Origin of the sequence: Streptomyces sp. ISL-10, assembly GCF_018614575.1 — a bacterium.
Taxonomy (GTDB): Bacteria; Actinomycetota; Actinomycetes; order Streptomycetales; family Streptomycetaceae; genus Streptomyces.
The window spans coordinates 669,975-686,324 of the sequence record NZ_JAGGOJ010000011.1 but is presented as its reverse complement, the minus strand read 5'-3'; the positions used below and the strand labels follow the sequence as shown (position 1 = coordinate 686,324).

General features: G+C 71.8%; 15 protein-coding genes. 9 read left to right on the top strand and 6 right to left on the bottom strand.

The window, feature by feature from the left end; genetic code table 11:
• Positions 1 to 40: 40 nt before the first annotated feature.
• The 4 genes from J7E88_RS15705 to J7E88_RS15690 are packed head-to-tail and all read left to right on the top strand — an operon-like array spanning position 41 to position 3,892.
• Positions 41 to 967: an ABC transporter ATP-binding protein gene (locus J7E88_RS15705; protein ID WP_215181290.1), complete on the top strand. Its 927-nt coding sequence runs from the start codon at positions 41 to 43 to the stop codon at positions 965 to 967.
• Positions 964 to 1,731, top strand: a complete 768-nt coding sequence (locus tag J7E88_RS15700; RefSeq protein WP_215181288.1) for an ABC transporter permease — start codon at positions 964 to 966, stop codon at positions 1,729 to 1,731. Before J7E88_RS15705 ends, J7E88_RS15700 begins: the two co-directional genes overlap by 4 nt.
• A 48-nt stretch (positions 1,732 to 1,779) precedes the next feature.
• A complete protein-coding gene (locus J7E88_RS15695; protein WP_215181286.1) occupies positions 1,780 to 2,898 on the top strand; it encodes a hypothetical protein in 1,119 nt (372 codons plus the stop codon).
• 34 nt (positions 2,899 to 2,932) lie between these two features.
• Positions 2,933 to 3,892, top strand: coding sequence for a heme A synthase (locus J7E88_RS15690; RefSeq protein WP_215181284.1), 960 nt, complete (start codon positions 2,933 to 2,935; stop codon positions 3,890 to 3,892).
• A gap of 33 nt (positions 3,893 to 3,925) precedes the next feature.
• Here the strand turns inward: J7E88_RS15690 and J7E88_RS15685 are convergent, their stop codons facing one another.
• The 3 genes from J7E88_RS15685 to J7E88_RS15675 form a co-directional block, all read right to left on the bottom strand.
• On the bottom strand, positions 3,926 to 5,020 hold the full coding sequence (locus tag J7E88_RS15685) for an amidohydrolase family protein (protein WP_215181282.1): 1,095 nt from the start codon (positions 5,018 to 5,020) through the stop codon (positions 3,926 to 3,928).
• Positions 5,021 to 5,086: 66 nt separating this feature from the next.
• The gene (locus tag J7E88_RS15680; RefSeq protein ID WP_215181280.1) at positions 5,087 to 5,443 is read right to left on the bottom strand and encodes a hypothetical protein; all 357 of its coding nucleotides are present in this window, start codon (positions 5,441 to 5,443) and stop codon (positions 5,087 to 5,089) included.
• A gap of 120 nt (positions 5,444 to 5,563) precedes the next feature.
• Positions 5,564 to 6,517 (bottom strand): heme o synthase, encoded by a 954-nt coding sequence (locus J7E88_RS15675; protein WP_215181278.1) that lies wholly within the window; start codon positions 6,515 to 6,517, stop codon positions 5,564 to 5,566.
• Between the two features lie 342 nt (positions 6,518 to 6,859).
• Between J7E88_RS15675 and tkt the strand changes: the two genes are divergently transcribed.
• Genes tkt through pgl form a run of 5 tightly spaced genes read left to right on the top strand, consistent with a single transcriptional unit; the run spans position 6,860 to position 13,458 of the window.
• Positions 6,860 to 8,947, top strand: a complete 2,088-nt coding sequence (gene tkt / locus J7E88_RS15670; protein ID WP_215181277.1) for a transketolase — start codon at positions 6,860 to 6,862, stop codon at positions 8,945 to 8,947.
• Between the two features lie 34 nt (positions 8,948 to 8,981).
• Positions 8,982 to 10,100, top strand: coding sequence for a transaldolase (gene tal / locus J7E88_RS15665; protein ID WP_215181275.1), 1,119 nt, complete (start codon positions 8,982 to 8,984; stop codon positions 10,098 to 10,100).
• A 15-nt stretch (positions 10,101 to 10,115) separates the two neighbouring features.
• On the top strand, positions 10,116 to 11,639 hold the full coding sequence (gene zwf, locus J7E88_RS15660) for a glucose-6-phosphate dehydrogenase (RefSeq protein WP_374196282.1): 1,524 nt from the start codon (positions 10,116 to 10,118) through the stop codon (positions 11,637 to 11,639).
• Positions 11,636 to 12,679, top strand: a complete 1,044-nt coding sequence (gene opcA / locus J7E88_RS15655; protein WP_215181271.1) for a glucose-6-phosphate dehydrogenase assembly protein OpcA — start codon at positions 11,636 to 11,638, stop codon at positions 12,677 to 12,679. The genes zwf and opcA overlap by 4 nt, the downstream gene beginning before the upstream one ends.
• On the top strand, positions 12,676 to 13,458 hold the full coding sequence (gene pgl / locus J7E88_RS15650) for a 6-phosphogluconolactonase (RefSeq protein WP_215181269.1): 783 nt from the start codon (positions 12,676 to 12,678) through the stop codon (positions 13,456 to 13,458). The genes opcA and pgl overlap by 4 nt, the downstream gene beginning before the upstream one ends.
• Before the next feature lie 270 nt (positions 13,459 to 13,728).
• Here the strand turns inward: pgl and J7E88_RS15645 are convergent, their stop codons facing one another.
• The 3 genes from J7E88_RS15645 to J7E88_RS15635 are packed head-to-tail and all read right to left on the bottom strand — an operon-like array spanning position 13,729 to position 16,349.
• Positions 13,729 to 14,139, bottom strand: coding sequence for a DUF3052 domain-containing protein (locus tag J7E88_RS15645; protein WP_215181267.1), 411 nt, complete (start codon positions 14,137 to 14,139; stop codon positions 13,729 to 13,731).
• An 18-nt stretch (positions 14,140 to 14,157) separates the two neighbouring features.
• Entirely contained in the window at positions 14,158 to 15,852 is a 1,695-nt protein-coding gene (locus J7E88_RS15640; protein ID WP_215181265.1) for a PH domain-containing protein, read from the bottom strand.
• Positions 15,849 to 16,349 (bottom strand): PH domain-containing protein, encoded by a 501-nt coding sequence (locus J7E88_RS15635; protein ID WP_215181263.1) that lies wholly within the window; start codon positions 16,347 to 16,349, stop codon positions 15,849 to 15,851. The genes J7E88_RS15640 and J7E88_RS15635 overlap by 4 nt, the downstream gene beginning before the upstream one ends.
• Position 16,350: the final 1 nt, after the last annotated feature.

The window sequence follows — 16,350 nt, the reverse complement described above, 5'->3', positions numbered from 1 at the left end:
GCGGCCGGAGCGGTCCCGGCGGGTCCTTAGACTTCCCCGCATGAGCAACCAGTGGGCCGTCCAGATCCGGGGCCTGGTCAAACGGTACGGATCGAAGACCGCGGTGGACGGCCTGGACCTCGACGTCGCCGCGGGATCCGTGACCGCCGTGCTCGGCCCCAACGGAGCCGGTAAGACCACCACGATCGAAACCTGCGAGGGATACCGCCGCGCCGACGCCGGCACGGTGCGCGTCCTCGGCCTCGACCCGGTCGCCGACGCGGCACGGCTGCGTCCGCGCGTCGGCGTGATGCTCCAGTCCGGCGGCGTGTACTCGGGCGCCCGCGCAGACGAAATGCTGCGGCACATGGCGAAGCTGCACGCGCATCCGCTGGACGTCGACGCGCTGATGGAACGGCTCGGCCTCGGCAGCTGCGGCCGCACCACCTATCGCCGGCTCTCCGGCGGTCAGCAGCAGCGGCTCGCTCTCGCCATGGCCGTCATCGGCCGGCCCGAGCTCGTCTTCCTCGACGAGCCGACGGCCGGGCTCGACCCGCAGGCCCGCCGCGCCACCTGGCAGCTCGTGCGCGAACTGCGCGCCGACGGCGTAACCACCGTGCTGACCACGCACTTCATGGACGAGGCCGAGGAACTGGCGGACGCCGTCGCCATCGTGGACGCGGGCCGGGTGATCGCCCGCGGCACCGCGGAGGAGCTCTGCCGCGGCGGCGCCGAGAACACCCTGCGCTTCACCGGCCGCCCCGGTCTCGACCTCGGCTCGCTGCTCAAGGCGCTCCCGGACGGCACTGCCGCGGCGGAGCTCACCCCTGGCGCGTACCGGATCAGCGGCCAGGTCGACCCCCAGCTGCTGGCGACGGTCACGACCTGGTGCGCCCAGCACGGAGTGATGCCGGACGGCATCTCGGTCGAACGCCACACGCTCGAAGACGTCTTTCTTACGCTCACGGGCAAGGAGCTGCGCGGATGAGCGCCGGTACGTACACACCGAAGCCGGGCGCCGCGCCGCTGACCCGCATGATCGCGGCGCAGGCCGCCTTCGAGACCAGAATGCTGCTGCGCAACGGCGAGCAGCTGCTGCTCACCGTGATCATCCCGTCGCTGCTTCTCGTCCTGTTCTCCACGGTGGACATCGTCGACACGGGCGACGGCAGGGCCGTCGACTTCCTCGCACCCGGCGTCCTCGCGCTCGCCGTGATGTCCACCGCCTTCACCGGCCAGGCCATCGCGACCGGCTTCGAGCGGCGCTACGGGGTGCTCAAGCGGCTCGGCGCCTCGCCCATCCCGCGCTGGGCGCTGATGTGTGCCAAGACGCTCTCGGTGCTGGTCACCGAGGTGCTCCAGATCGTGCTGCTGACCGTGATCGCCTTCGCGCTCGGCTGGTCGCCGCACGGCAATCCGTTCGCCGTGCTCCTGCTGCTCGTCCTCGGCACCGCGGCCTTCTCCGGGCTGGGGCTGCTGATGGCCGGGACGCTCAGGGCCGAAGCGACCCTGGCCGCCGCGAACCTGGTCTTCCTGCTGCTCCTGGTGGGCGGCGGGGTGATCGTGCCGCTGGACAGGTTCCCCGCCGGTGTCGCGTCGGTCCTGGGGCTGCTGCCGATCTCGGCGCTGTCGGACGGGCTGCGCGACGTTCTGCAGCAGGGCGCCGGCATGCCCTGGGGCGATCTAGGAATCCTTTCCGTATGGGCACTGCTCGGACTGGGGGCGGCCGCCCGGCTCTTCCGCTGGGAGTGAGGCGCGCGCAAGGATGCTCCCGTCGGACCCGCACAACTGGAGGTCTGGATGGAGCGGGATGCCGCACTGCGACTGGACGCGGAGTGGACGAAGGTCAGGGGTGGCCGGCCCGGCGCCTCGGCCCGTCGGCGCGAGCGCATGCTGACGGATCTCATCGCTGCGCTCGCCCCGCACACGACCGACGATCTGTCCCTCACCGCCAGACTGAGCCTGCGCTACGGCGATCTGGCGCGGCACCACTTCGACATCGGCCGACGTGCGGACGCGCTGGCCGCGGTGGACGAGGCCGTTCGCCACTGCGCCGAGCCCGCGCGGCACGACGACGAGCACGCCCGCTGGTATGCCAGGGCCTTGCTCAGCCAGGCCGTCTACCTCGCGGAACCGCTCAGCGACGAGATGGGGCTGCCGCGCTACGCCTTTCGTCCGCGGGGCGAGCAACCCTCGGCCGAGGACCGGCTCGCGGGTCTTGCCGCCGTGGAGGCCACCCACCGGGCGATCGCCGTCTGGGAGAGGCTGGACCACGGTGACCCGCGCAACCAGGAGGGGCTGGCCCAGGCCTACGCCTTCCTCGGCGACCGGCTGGAGGAGCTCGGCCGCCCGGTCGACGCGGCGGAGTGGGCCGTACGGGCCGAGCGGGCGTTCCACACGGCGTGGGCGCCACCCGTCCCGGCGGAGCGCGCGCACGCGGCCGTGCTGGAGCATCTGGGGGACCAGCTGGCGCGCCGGCTGCGGCGCTGTCCCTTCGAGGGCGGGCTCACCCAGTTGCACAAGCGCGCGCTGCTGCCCGAGCGGCTGGTGCCGCTGGCGGTCCTGGCGGGGCGGATCGAGGGCGTGGCGAAGGACGCGATCGCGGAGGGGCTTGGGCTGGACGGGTCCGAGGCGCGGCGGATCCTGCGAGCGCGCTCGTGGCGGGCGGTGTGGCGGTTCGACGTGCGCGCGGACGACGGGGCATGGATGCCGATGGCGTATCCCTGGCGCGGCACGGACGCGGTGACGGACAGGACCGCTGCGGCGGTCGCCGCCGATCTGACGGACGCCTTCCTGCACTCGCCGGACCGCCCGGGGGACGAGGCGGGGTGGCGGTTCGCCCTGTGGTGGGAGGAGGAGGGACACCTGGACGGGGCGCGTTTCCGGATGACGTGCACGCCCACGCCGGACCCCTCGTGAAACCGTGCACAAGCCCCCGCCTACGATAGGGCCCGTGCAGACCCCCCTCGCCTATATCGCCCAGCGCTGGACACCGTCGCCCAAAACCCTGCGACGTGCGGCGCTCTCGGCCGTCGTGATGAGCGTCTTCATCATCGTCACGGGCGGCGCCGTCCGGCTGACCGGCTCCGGTCTCGGCTGCGACACCTGGCCCAAGTGCACGGACGACAGCCTGGTCGCCACGTCCGAGCAGGGACTCCACGGCGCGATCGAGTTCGGCAACCGGATGCTGACGTACGTGCTGTCCGCCGCGGTCGGCTGGGCCATCATCGCGGTGCGCTCCACCAAGCCGTGGCGGCGCGGTCTGACGCGGCTGGCGTGGCTGCAGTTCTGGATCGTCATGGGCAACGCCGTCGTCGGCGGCATCACCGTGTGGGCGGGCCTGAACCCGTGGACCGTCGCCGGCCACTTCCTGCTCGCCAACGCGCTCCTCACGGCCGCGACCGTGACCTGGGTGCGCACCGGCGAGGGCGACGCCGCACCCCGGCCCCGCGTGCCGCGTCCGGTGCGCAAGCTGTCGTGGGCGATCATCACGGCGTCGGCGGTGCTGATCGTGCTGGGGACGTCGGTGACGGGCTCCGGCAAGCACGCGGGTGACAGCAGCGATGTGCCGCGTATGCCGTGGGACTGGACGGCCGCGGCCCACGTCCACGCGATCGCGGCCTGGGTCGTGTGCGCGCTGGCCGTGGCGATGTGGCTGGTGCTGCGGGTGGTCGACGCCCCGGACGACACCCGGGCCCGGGCGCGCGACCTGCTGCTGGTGGTCCTGGCGCAGGGCGTGATCGGTTACGTCCAGTACTTCACCCACGTCCCCGAGGTCCTGGTGGGCCTGCACATGCTGGGCTCGTCGCTGATGTGGATCGCGGTGCTGCGCCTCGCGCTCAGCCTGCGCGAGCGCCAGGTGTCGGACGCAGTGGCCCCCTCCCGGACGGACGACGCGCTCTCTCCGGTGTGAGCTGCCGCTCCGGGGCCGCGGGCCCCGGGAGACTCACGGTGCGGTGAGCCCGTAGACCCGGCGCGCGTTTCCGGCCGCCATCATCCCCGCCACCCGTTCCGCGTCCGAGCGCGCCCACGCGCCCTCGTCCACCCAGCCGCCGAGTACCCGGCTCACCGCGTCGCGGAAGGTGCGGGCGCCCACCACGTGCAGCTCCGGCAGGCCGCGCGCCCCGCTCGAGAACAGCAGCTTTCCGAACGGGGCCAGCTCCAGGATCTCCGCGAGCACCGCCGCGGCCCGCGCGCCCGTCCGCGTCACCGCGGGCCCCAAGTCGGCGTACACGTGCGGATACTCGCTCGCCAGCCGGGCGGCGCCGCGGTGGTGCGGATAGCCGTGCAGCAGCACCAGGTCCGTGCCGAGGCCCGCCGTCGCCGCGGCGAACGCCGCGAGCAGCACGGGGTCGCCGGCGCCCAGGTGCAGTTGCAGCGGCCGGCCCGACGCGACCGCGATCCACAGCAGATGGCGCAGCAGCACCGGGTCGGTCAGCGGGTCGCCCGCGCGGCGCCCGGCGATCCAGCGGTCCGCGGCCCCGCGCACCTCCCCCGGTCCTGGCGGCTTCGGATCGCGGGCTGCGCCGCCCGCCGCGCCCGCGACGGTGGTGAAGGCGACGGCCGATCCTGCCGCTCCGTGCACCGCCTCGGCGAGGTTCGCGAGGAAGGACTCGACCGTGCCGGAGGTGTCGGCGACCTGTTCGGCGAGCAGCTCCAGGCGGACAATCTCCCGTGCGTCCGCCGCGCCCGCCGCGGCGATCTCCGCCGGCCCCGCGAGGTCCCCGGGAGGACCGGTGTCGACCAGGTAGGTGTCGATGCCGGTACCCCTGAGCAGCCGTCTGCCCGCCTCGGTCACTCCCAGCTCGCGTCGGCGGGCCAGATAGTGGGCGGGCGGGCAGTGGGCTTCGAGGCCGAGCAGCGGCGGGCACCAGCGCCGTACGGCGAAGCCGGTCTGGGTGTCGAAGAACGTGGTGCCGGAGGCCGGTGTCCCGGCGCCGGGGCCGAGGTGTGTCTCGAAGGTGCCGAGGCCCAGTTCCGTACGGAGCACCCCGTGGCAGTACTGGTCGACCAGACGCACCGAGGACGCGGCGTCGATCATCGGGAGCTCCCTGTCTAGGACCGTGCTTCCACAGACCTAACGGGTGAGCCCCGCGCGAGGTGTTGCTCAGTCGTTGGACGGGCCGCCGAGCTGGATGCCCGCCATGCGGGTCCACTCGTACGGGCCGGTGCGGACCTTCGCCGCGAAGTCGCCGTCGAAGGACTCGTGGAGCGTGATCCCGGCCTTCTCGGCGGCGCTGACGGCGACGGCGTGGGTCGGCGCGACGAGGTCGCCCCAGTCACCGTCCTCGCCGACGAGGACGATACGGGTGCCCATCTGTCCGATGTAGGCGAGCTGCCCCTCGGCGCCGCCGTGCGCCTTGGAGAACGACCGGATCTGCTTGGCGAGCTTCGCCGCCCTGTGCTCGGCCTTCGCGGCCCGGCCGGCGTCCTGCGCGCTCGTCTCAACCTGGGTGTCTGCCATGGTCAGGATGCTACCCGTGGGTAGATCGCTTGGCGACGCCGGAACGAGTGGCATGCCCCACGCCGGAGGCCGTGGGGAGCGTGCCAGCGCACGAGTCCGGCAGGATCCGAACGCGAGGCCCTAGCGGAGGAAGGGGTCCACCGCCACGGCCACGAACAGCAGCGACACATAGGTGATCGACCAGTGGAACAGCCGCATCTCCTTGAGCTTGCCGCCCGTCGCCCCGCTCTTCGCGCGGTTCTGCAACCCGTGGGCCTCCCACAGCCACCAGCCGCCCGCCGCGAGCGCCACCGCCGTGTAGAACCAGCCGGTGTAGCCGAGGGGGGTCAGCAGCAGGGAGACGGCGACCATCACCCAGCTGTAGGCGACGATCTGCCGGGCCACGACGCTGTTGCCCGCAACGACCGGGAGCATCGGCACGCCGACGCGCGCGTAGTCCTCCTTCACCTTCATCGACAGCGGCCAGTAGTGCGGCGGCGTCCAGAAGAAGATGACGAGGAAGAGGACGACGGCGGCCCACGACATCGAGTTCGTGACGGAGGACCAGCCGATCAGCACCGGCATGCAGCCGGCGATGCCGCCCCAGACGATGTTCTGCGCGGTGCGGCGCTTGAGGATCATCGTGTAGACCACGACGTAGAACAGCAGCGCACCGAGGGACAGGGCGGCGGACAGCCAGTTGACGAGCAGGCCGAACCAGAGTGTGGAGATCACGGCGAGGGCGAGGCCGAAGACAAGCCCCTCCCGCGGCGAGACCATGCCGGTGACGAGCGGGCGCTGGGACGTGCGGTCCATCAGTGCGTCGATGTCGCGATCGATGTACATGTTGAGCGCGTTGGCACCGCCGGCGGACAGGTAGCCGCCGAGACAGGTCGCGAGCACCAGCCACAGGTCCGGAACGCCCTGTTCGGCCAGGAACATCACCGGCACGGTGGTGATCAGCAGCAGCTCGATGATCCGCGGCTTGGTCAGCGCCACGAATGCCTTGACGCGGGCCCCGAACGGCCGATGGCCCCCCGGGCCGGTAGCCAAGACGACCCCCGCGGGTCGGGACTCGACGGCCGTCACGCACACCCCTGACAGAGAAATCCCAGCAAGCTTCTGGAGGCACCTCCCATGCCGAGAGGCTATGGGGGAGCGAAGACCCGTGAAGACTTGCGCGTACCACGCCACTCTAGACGTTGCCCAGACGCCGATCTTCGCGGGGGTGGCTCGTGTTGAGCCCACCCCCCGACGCCGTGCGTATACATGCCCGCCGGGCGAACGGCACCCGGGACCCGCACTCTGACAATGTCCGACCCATCTCGTGAGACACGCACTCGAAAAGGGGCGCGTTACTGCGAGGGTAGGCTCGACACCGCCCGGTGCACCCCTCGTCGCCGGGATTCGACATGTGGAGAGGAGCCCTGACTCAGGGTGAGCACCAAGCCGACCACCACAGACCTCGAGTGGACCGCAGTGGACCAGCGGGCAGTCGACACCGTCCGCGTCCTGGCCATGGATTCCGTACAGAAGGTCGGCAACGGCCATCCCGGTACGGCCATGAGCCTGGCACCGGCCGCGTACACCCTCTTCCAGAAGGTGATGCGGCACGACCCGGCGGATGCCGACTGGACCGGACGCGACCGCTTCGTGCTGTCCGCGGGCCACTCGTCCCTGACCCTCTACATCCAGCTCTACCTGGCCGGCTTCGGTCTGGAGCTGGACGACCTCAAGGCGTTCAGGACCTGGGGCAGCAAGACCCCGGGCCACCCGGAGTACGGGCACACCACCGGTGTCGAGACGACGACCGGCCCCCTCGGCCAGGGTGTCGCCAACGCCGTGGGCCTGGCCATGGCCGCCCGCTACGAGCGCGGCCTGTTCGACCCCGAGGCCGCACAGGGCACCTCGCCGTTCGACCACTTCGTGTACGCGATCGCCGGTGACGGCTGCCTCCAGGAGGGCATCTCCGCGGAGGCGTCCTCGCTCGCCGGCCACCAGAGGCTCGGCAACCTGATCCTGCTGTGGGACGACAACCACATCTCGATCGAGGGCGACACCGAGACCGCGATCTCCGAAGACACCATGAAGCGGTACGAGGCCTACGGCTGGCACGTGCAGCGCGTGGAGCCCAAGGAGAACGGCGACCTGGACCCGGCGGCGCTGTACGCCGCGATCGAGGCAGCCAAGGCCGTCACGGACCGCCCGTCGTTCATCGCGATGCGCTCGATCATCGCCTGGCCGGCCCCGCACGCGCAGAACACCGAGGCCGCGCACGGCTCGGCGCTGGGCGAGGAGGAGATCGCGGCCACCAAGCGCGTCATGGGCTTCGACCCGGAGCAGCACTTCGAGGTCTCCGACGAGGTCATCGCGCACACCCGCAAGGCGCTGGACCGCGGCCGCGAGGCGCGCGGCGAGTGGGAGAAGGCGTTCGCCGCGTGGCGCACGGCCAACCCGCAGCGCGCCGCGGAGTTCGACCGCATCCGGGCCGGTGAGCTGCCGGCGGGCTGGGAGGAGAAGCTCCCCGAGTTCGAGACCGGCAAGGGTGTCGCCACCCGTGCCGCGTCGGGCAAGATCCTCCAGGCCCTGGGCGCGGTCGTGCCCGAGCTGTGGGGCGGCTCGGCGGACCTGGCCGGCTCGAACAACACGACGATCGACAAGACGTCGTCGTTCCTCCCCGCGGACAACCCGCTGCCGGAGGCGGATCCGTACGGCCGCACGATCCACTTCGGCATCCGCGAGCACGCCATGGCCGCGGTGATGAACGGCATCGCCCTGCACGGCAACACCCGCATCTACGGCGGCACCTTCCTGGTGTTCTCCGACTACATGCGCAACGCCGTACGCCTGTCCGCGCTGATGCACCTGCCGGTCACCTATGTGTGGACGCACGACTCCATCGGCCTCGGCGAGGACGGCCCGACCCACCAGCCGGTCGAGCACCTGGCCTCGCTGCGTGCGATCCCCGGTCTGAACGTCGTGCGCCCCGCGGACGCGAACGAGACCGCCGTCGCCTGGCGCGAGATCCTCAAGCGGTACACCAAGGAGTTCGGCAAGGGCGCCCCGCACGGCCTCGCGCTGACCCGCCAGGGCGTGCCGACGTACGAGCGCAACGAGGACGCGGCCAAGGGCGGCTATGTGCTGTTCGAGGCCGACGGCGGCGAGCCGCAGGTCGTGCTGATCGGTACCGGCTCCGAGGTGCAGCTGGCCGTCGAGGCCCGCGAGCAGCTCCAGGCGGCCGGTGTGCCGACCCGCGTGGTGTCGATGCCTTCGGTCGAGTGGTTCGAGGAGCAGGACCAGGGGTACCGGGATGCCGTGCTTCCCCCGTCGGTCAAGGCACGTGTCGCGGTCGAGGCAGGTATCGGCCTGACCTGGCACCGCTACGTCGGCGACGCCGGACGCATCGTCTCGCTGGAGCACTTCGGTGCGTCGGCCGACGGCAAGGTCCTCTTCCGCGAGTTCGGCTTCACCGCCGACGCGGTCGCCGCCGCCGCGCGGGAATCGATGGAAGCCGCCGCGCGCTGACGCCGGTATACGACAAGTAGGAGATGCAATTCTCATGACAGACGCACTCAAGCGCCTCTCCGACGAAGGCGTGGCGATCTGGCTGGACGACCTGTCCCGCACGCGGATCACCTCCGGCAACCTCGCCGAGCTGATCGACCAGCAGCACGTCGTCGGTGTCACCACCAACCCGTCGATCTTCCAGAAGGCGATCTCGGAGGGCCACGGCTACGACCAGCAGCTGGCGGACCTCGCCGCCCGCAAGGTGACGGTCGAGGAAGCCCTCCGCATGATCACGACCGCGGACGTGCGTGACGCCGCGGACATCCTGCGCCCGGTCTTCGACGCGACGGACGGCCAGGACGGCCGGGTCTCCATCGAGGTCGACCCGCGCCTGGCGCACAACACCAGGGCCACGGTGGCCGAGGCCAAGCAGCTGGCATGGCTGGTGGACCGCCCGAACACGCTCATCAAGATCCCGGCCACCAAGGCGGGTCTGCCTGCGATCACCGAGGTCATCGGCCTCGGCATCAGCGTGAACGTGACGCTGATCTTCTCGCTGGAGCGTTACCGCGAGGTCATGGACGCCTACCTGGCCGGACTGGAGAAGGCCAAGGAGCGCGGCCTGGACCTGTCCAGGATCCACTCGGTGGCGTCGTTCTTCGTGTCCCGCGTGGACACCGAGATCGACAAGCGCCTGGACGCCCTGGGCACCCCGGAGGCCAAGGAGGCCCGCGGCAAGGCCGCGCTGGCCAACGCCCGCCTCGCCTACCAGGCGTTCGAAGAGGTGTTCAGCGGTGACCGCTGGGCCGCGCTCGACAAGGCCCAGGCCAACAAGCAGCGTCCGCTGTGGGCTTCGACGGGTGTCAAGGACAAGGCGTACAAGGACACGCTGTACGTCGACGAGCTGGTCGCCCCGGGCACGGTCAACACCATGCCTGAGGCCACCCTCGACGCCACGGCCGACCACGGCGAGATCACCGGCGACAAGGTCCGCGGCACCTACGAGCAGGCCCGGGCCGAGCTCGACGCGGTCGAGAAGCTGGGCATCGCCTACGACGACGTCGTCCAGTTGCTGGAGGACGAGGGCGTCGACAAGTTCGAGGCGTCCTGGAACGACCTGTTGAAGTCGACCGAGGCAGAGCTCAAGCGCCTCGCACCGTCGGAGGGCTGACCTACCTTGTCCGGTATTGGCGGAGCCAACCCGCTCCGTGATGCTGCAGACCGACGGCTCCCGCGTATCGCGGGGCCGTCGGGCCTGGTCATCTTCGGCGTCACCGGGGACCTGTCCCGCAAGAAGCTGATGCCCGCCGTCTACGACCTCGCCAACCGGGGGCTGCTGCCGCCGGGCTTCTCGCTCATCGGGTACGCCCGCCGCGAGTGGCAGGACGAGGACTTCGCGCAGGAGGTCCACGACGCGGTCAAGCAGCACGCGCGCACGCCGTTCCGCGAGGAGGTCTGGCAGCAGCTGAGCCAGGGCATGCGCTTCGTGCAGGGCACCTTCGACGACGACGACGCCTTCGAGCAGCTGAAGGCGACCATCGAGGACCTGGACAAGGTGCAGGGAACGGGTGGCAACTTCGCGTTCTACCTGTCCGTGCCGCCGAAGTTCTTCCCCAAGGTCGTGCAGCAGCTGAAGAAGCACGGTCTCGCGGACCAGACGGAAGGCTCCTGGCGCCGCGCGGTCATCGAGAAGCCGTTCGGTCACGACCTGACCTCCGCCAAGGAGCTCAACCAGGTCGTCCACGAGGTCTTCCCGCCCAACGAGGTCTTCCGCATCGACCACTACCTGGGCAAGGAGACCGTCCAGAACATCCTGGCGCTGCGGTTCGCGAACACTCTGTTCGAGCCGATATGGAACCGGTCCTACGTGGACCACGTGCAGATCACGATGGCCGAGGACATCGGCATCGGCGGCCGGGCCGGCTACTACGACGGCATCGGCGCCGCCCGTGACGTCATCCAGAACCACCTCCTCCAGTTGCTGGCGCTGACCGCGATGGAGGAGCCCGCCTCCTTCGATGCCGACGCGCTGGCGGCCGAGAAGACCAAGGTGCTGGGCGCGGTGAAGCTGCCGAAGGACCTGGGCCTCAGCACGGTCCGCGCGCAGTACGCGGCGGGCTGGCAGGGTGGCGAGAGGGCTGTCGGCTACCTCCAGGAGGACGGCATCGACGCGGCCTCCAAGACCGACACCTATGCCGCGATCAAGCTGGAGATCGACAACCGCCGCTGGGCGGGCGTCCCCTTCTACCTGCGCACCGGCAAGCGTCTCGGCCGCCGGGTCACCGAGATCGCGGTCGTCTTCCAGCGCGCCCCGCACTCCCCGTTCGACTCCACGGCCACGGAGGAGCTGGGGCAGAACGCCCTGGTCATCCGGGTCCAGCCGGACGAGGGCGTCACCATGCGCTTCGGCTCCAAGGTGCCCGGCACCTCCATGGAGGTGCGGGACGTGTCGATGGACTTCGCCTACGGCGAGTCGTTCACGGAGTCCAGCCCGGAGGCGTACGAGCGGCTGATCCTCGACGTCCTGCTCGGCGACTCCAACCTCTTCCCGCGGGTGGAGGAGGTCGAGCTGTCCTGGAAGATCCTCGACCCGATCGAGCAGTTCTGGGACACCAACGGCAAGCCCGCGCAGTACCCCGCCGGTACCTGGGGGCCCACCGAGGCGGACGAGATGCTCGCACGAGACGGACGGAGCTGGCGCCGGCCATGAAGATCGACCTTACGGACACCACGGCCAGCAAGATCAACAAGGCGCTGGTGCAGGGTCGTCGTGCGATCGGCACCCCGGCCGTCGGCATGGTGCTCACCCTCGTCATCGTCACCGACGAGGAGAACGCCTACGACGCGCTCAAGGCCGCCAATGAGGCCTCGCGCGAGCACCCTTCGCGCACCCTCGTCGTCGTCAAGCGTGTCTCGCGCTCCCCGCGCGACCGCGCCAAGGCGCGTCTCGACGCCGAGGTCCGCGTCGGCGCCGACGCGGGCACGGGCGAGACGGTGATCCTCCGGCTGTACGGAGAGATCACCGAGCATGCCCAGTCCGTGGTGCTCCCGCTGCTGCTGCCCGACGCCCCCGTCGTCGTCTGGTGGCCGGTGAACGCGCCGACCGACCCGGCGGCCGACCCGCTCGGCGCGCTGGCGCAGCGCCGCGTGACCGACACGTACGCAGCCGAGCAGCCGGTGCAGGAACTCACCGCCCGCGCCGAGGCGTACAGCCCCGGCGACACCGACCTGTCCTGGACCCGGATCACGCCGTGGCGCTCGATGCTCGCGGCCGCCCTGGACCAGGTCACGTGCAAGGTCACCTCGGTCGAGGTGGAGGGCGAGGAGTTCAACCCGAGCTGCGAGCTGCTGGCCATGTGGCTCGCGGACCGGCTGGACGTCCCGGTGAAGCGGTCGTCGTCCGCGGGCCCGGGACTCACCTCGGTGCGGATGGAGTCCACGTGCGGGCCGATCGTGCTGGACCGGCCGGACGGGTCGCTCGCGACCCTGTCCATCCAGGGCCAGCCGGACCGCGCGGTGGCGCTCAAGCGGCGTGAGACGGCCGAGCTGATCGCGGAGGAACTGCGGCGGCTCGACCCCGACGACACCTACGCCTCGGCGCTGCGGTACGGGGTCGACCGGCTGAGCGACACGGCAGTGGCCGTGGGCGAGTCGGCTGACCCGGTGGCCGACGCCGCGCAGGCTCCGGCGGAGAAGAAGGCGGCGCCCGCGAAGAAGGCCGCTCCGGCGAAGAAGGCGGCGTCGAAGTGAGCGCGGCGCAGGTGGTCGTGCACCACGACAAGGAGCTGATGGCACAGGCCGCGGCGGCCCGGCTGATCACGAGGATCGTGGACGCCCAGGCCGCCCGCGGTTCGGCCTCGGTGGTCCTCACCGGCGGCCGCAACGGCAACGGACTGCTGGCGGCGCTGAGTTCGGCCCCCGCGCGGGACGCGATCGACTGGTCGCGGCTCGACCTGTGGTGGGGCGACGAGCGCTTCCTGCCGGACGGCGACCCCGAGCGCAATGTCACGCAGGCCCGTGCGGCCCTGCTGGACACGGTGCCGGTGGACCCTGCGCGGGTGCATGTCATGCCGGCGTCGGACGGTCCGTACGGCTCGGACGTGGACGCCGCGGCTGCGGCCTACGCGGCCGAGCTGGCCGCGGCGGCCGGCCCGGAGGACCACGGCCCGGTGCCGACGTTCGACGTGCTGTTGCTGGGGGTGGGCCCCGACACGCATGTGGCGTCGCTCTTCCCGGAGCTGCCTGCCGTTCGCGAGACCGAGCGCACGGTGGTCGGCGTCCACGGGGCGCCGAAGCCGCCACCGACGCGTGTCTCGCTCACGCTGCCCGCGATCCGCGCGGCTCGCGAGGTGTGGCTGCTCGCGGCGGGCGAGGACAAGGCGAAGGCGGTCCAGATCGCGTTGTCCGGCGCGGGCGAGATCCAGGCACCGGCGGCGGGGGCGTACGGCAGGGCCCGCACGCTGTGGCTGCTGGATTCGGCGGCGGCGTCGCAACTGCCGCGGGCGCTGTATCCGCCGGCGTCGGCGTAGGTGGTGGGGCGGGGCGGTTTTCGGTTTTCCCCTCCTCGCCCATACCCGGGACCTGGGCTGCGCCCGTGACCCCGTAACGCCCTTCGGGGCGCGTTGTCCTCCCCACCGGACCGGCCCGAGCGGCAGTTGCTGCCCGCCGCCGATCCAGGGGCGATCCCGGTCGGGGGCAAGCGTCGACAAGCCTTTCAGCCCCGCCTGCGATTGAGGCGCGGGCCCGGGCAGAGGCCCGGGGCCGGCACAGGCGCGGGCCCGGGCAGAGGCCCTGCGTTGCTACCCCGCCCGGTTCTCCGTGCGGCGGACGAACTTCAGGGCCGACCAGTCCTCCCCCAGCGCCGCCACCTTCACATCCACGACGCCCAGTGGCAGGAACACCTCCCGCAGCACGTTCTCGGTGATGTCGCTGTCATGCCCGGCGGCCTTGCGCGGCCATGCGACCCAGAGCATCGCCCGGTCCGCCAGCCGTTCGACGAGGCCCGGCGCCTCGCGGGCCAGTTCGCGGCGGGTCCGGTGGAAGGTCAGCGTCACATCGGCGGTGTGCGAGGCCCGTTCGGTGAGGCTGACACCCTCGGGGAACCCGGGGACCTCCCAGTCGTCGGGGCGGTGACGCAGCACCACACGGTCGCCCGCCCTGATGCCGATCTTCCCGGCCAGGGGCGTACCCGCGTACCCGGCTGCGCTCATGGCGCGATTGTCGCGCCGTCAGCCGCCCGTGCGCACCCCGTCGTCGCGAATCAGGAACGGCTCCAGCAGACCCGGCACCGCTTCCGCCGCGAAGGTCAACCCCTGCGACTCCCCCGCGTCGGGAACGTCGTACGCCCCCGCGCCCGCCGCTGTCGTCGCCGTCACCGTGATCAGGCCCGCCCGGCGCTGGAAGACGGACTGCCGCACCGTCCAGCCGATCACCCCGGACCTCTGCAGCGCCACGGTGCTGCGCCGTACGGTGCCCGAGCGGCTCAGCAGGTACGCGCCCGTGACGCCGTGGCCCAGGCTCCGGTACGCGTCGAGTCCGAGCGCGACCGCCACCGGGACCGCGGCCACCGCGCAGCCCAGCGCTGTCCACAGCAGCACCGGCGTGAGCCACCACCCCAGCAGAGCGAGCAGCAAGGCGGGGAGCAGCGCCGTCGTCAACGCCCAGCGCAGGCGCCTGCCACGGGCGGCCCGTGGGTGCGGGGTCAGCAGCGACGCGGCGGTCGGGGCGACGGGCTCGCGCAGCACGCGCCCCGCGACCTCGTCGGCCAGGGCACGCGGCACCGCCGGGAGAAGGGTCTTGCGGTCGGCGTGCTCGTCCTCGCCGTCCTTGACGAGCCCCGTGGCCACCGCGTCCAGGCGTGCCGCGCCGACCAGCCGTACCCCCAGCGGCTCGACGAGGTCGATTCCGCGCAGGCGCCGTTCCTCGATCGATGTCGAGCGGGCGGTGAGCAGACCGCGCCGCACCCGCAGGGTGCCGCCCGGTTCCCGCTCCAGGCGGTAGTTCCACCACATCTCGATCCACAGGCCGAGCGCGCCCACGACGCCCGTGGCGATCGCCGCCCCGGCCAGCACGACGATCATCCATATCAGCGGGGTGTCCCTGAAGCGGCCCCATATCCAGTCGATGACCTCGGCCTGGGCGCCGAACCACTCGCTGACCTGCATCACGGCCCCGACCGCCGCGCCGCCGAGCAGTGGTGCGACGAAGGACACCGGCGCGTAGCGGATCCAGACGGGGTCGAGAGCGGCCAGGACGCCGTCCGTCGCCTCTACCGGGCCGGGGGACGGCGCCGTACGGGCCAGCAGTTGTATGCGCAGCCGCTCGGCCTCCGCCTTGGAGACGGCATCGAGTTCGAGCGTCGACTCGCCACCGGCGGTCTGCTCACCGGTGCCGATCCGCACCCGGACGAGGCCGAGGATCCGCAGCAGAACGTTGGCCGTCAGGTCGACGCTGCGGATGCGCTCGCGGGCGAGGGAACGCCGCTTGACGAGCAGCAGTCCGGTGCGGAGTTCGGCGCGTTCGGGTCCGATGCGGTAGCGGGTGCGGCGCCAGCGGACGTAGTCGGCTCCGGTGGCGGCGGTGACGAGCAGGACGGCGCCGGCCAGCACCCAGCCGAGCGCCTGCCACAGGGGCATGCCGCGGAGCAGACCGAACAGCGCGGGCAGACCGGCTCCTCCGGCGACGCCCGCCATGACGAGGGCGTTGACCAGGACCGTACGCCCGTCCAGGCGACGCCACTCGTGGTCAGGGGCGGGGAGCGCCTGGGCCTTTTCCCCCAGGTCACCGGGTCCGCCGGGACCACCAGGGCCGGCCTGGCCGCCGGCGCGGAGCGGGCCGTCCGGTACGCCAGGGCCCGCGGCGGCCGGACCCGGCGGGACACCGTCCGAGCCGCCCGAGCCCGCTGACCCGCCGCCCTCGCTCATGTCGCGTCCCCCGGCGTCGCCTGCGTGATCCGGGTGAGCCGCTCCGCGAGCTCCGCCGCGAGCTCGTGGTCGAGCCCCTCGATCCTGATCGCACCCTTGGACGAGGCGGTCGTGACGGTCACCGTGGCGAGCCGGAACGCCTGCTCCAGCGGGCCCCGCACGGTGTCCACGGTCTGGATGCGGGACATCGGGGCGATCCGCCACTCCTGCCACAGCGCGCCGGTGCGGACGTACACCGCTTCGTCGGTGACCTCCCAGCGGTGCACCCGGTACCACCAGGCGGGGAAGAACGCGGTGCCGGCGAGGCCGATGACGGCCACCGCGGCGGCCGGGCCCCACAACCAGGCGCGTGCGGGCACGATGAGCGTGCCGAGCACGGCCAGTACGGCCGCGGGAACGGCTGCCATCAGCAGGCACTGCGTGCGCCACCAGCCGACGGCGCGTTCGTTCAGCCGGTTCTGCGGCGGCCGCAGCCGCACCGCGTTCTCCCCCCGCATC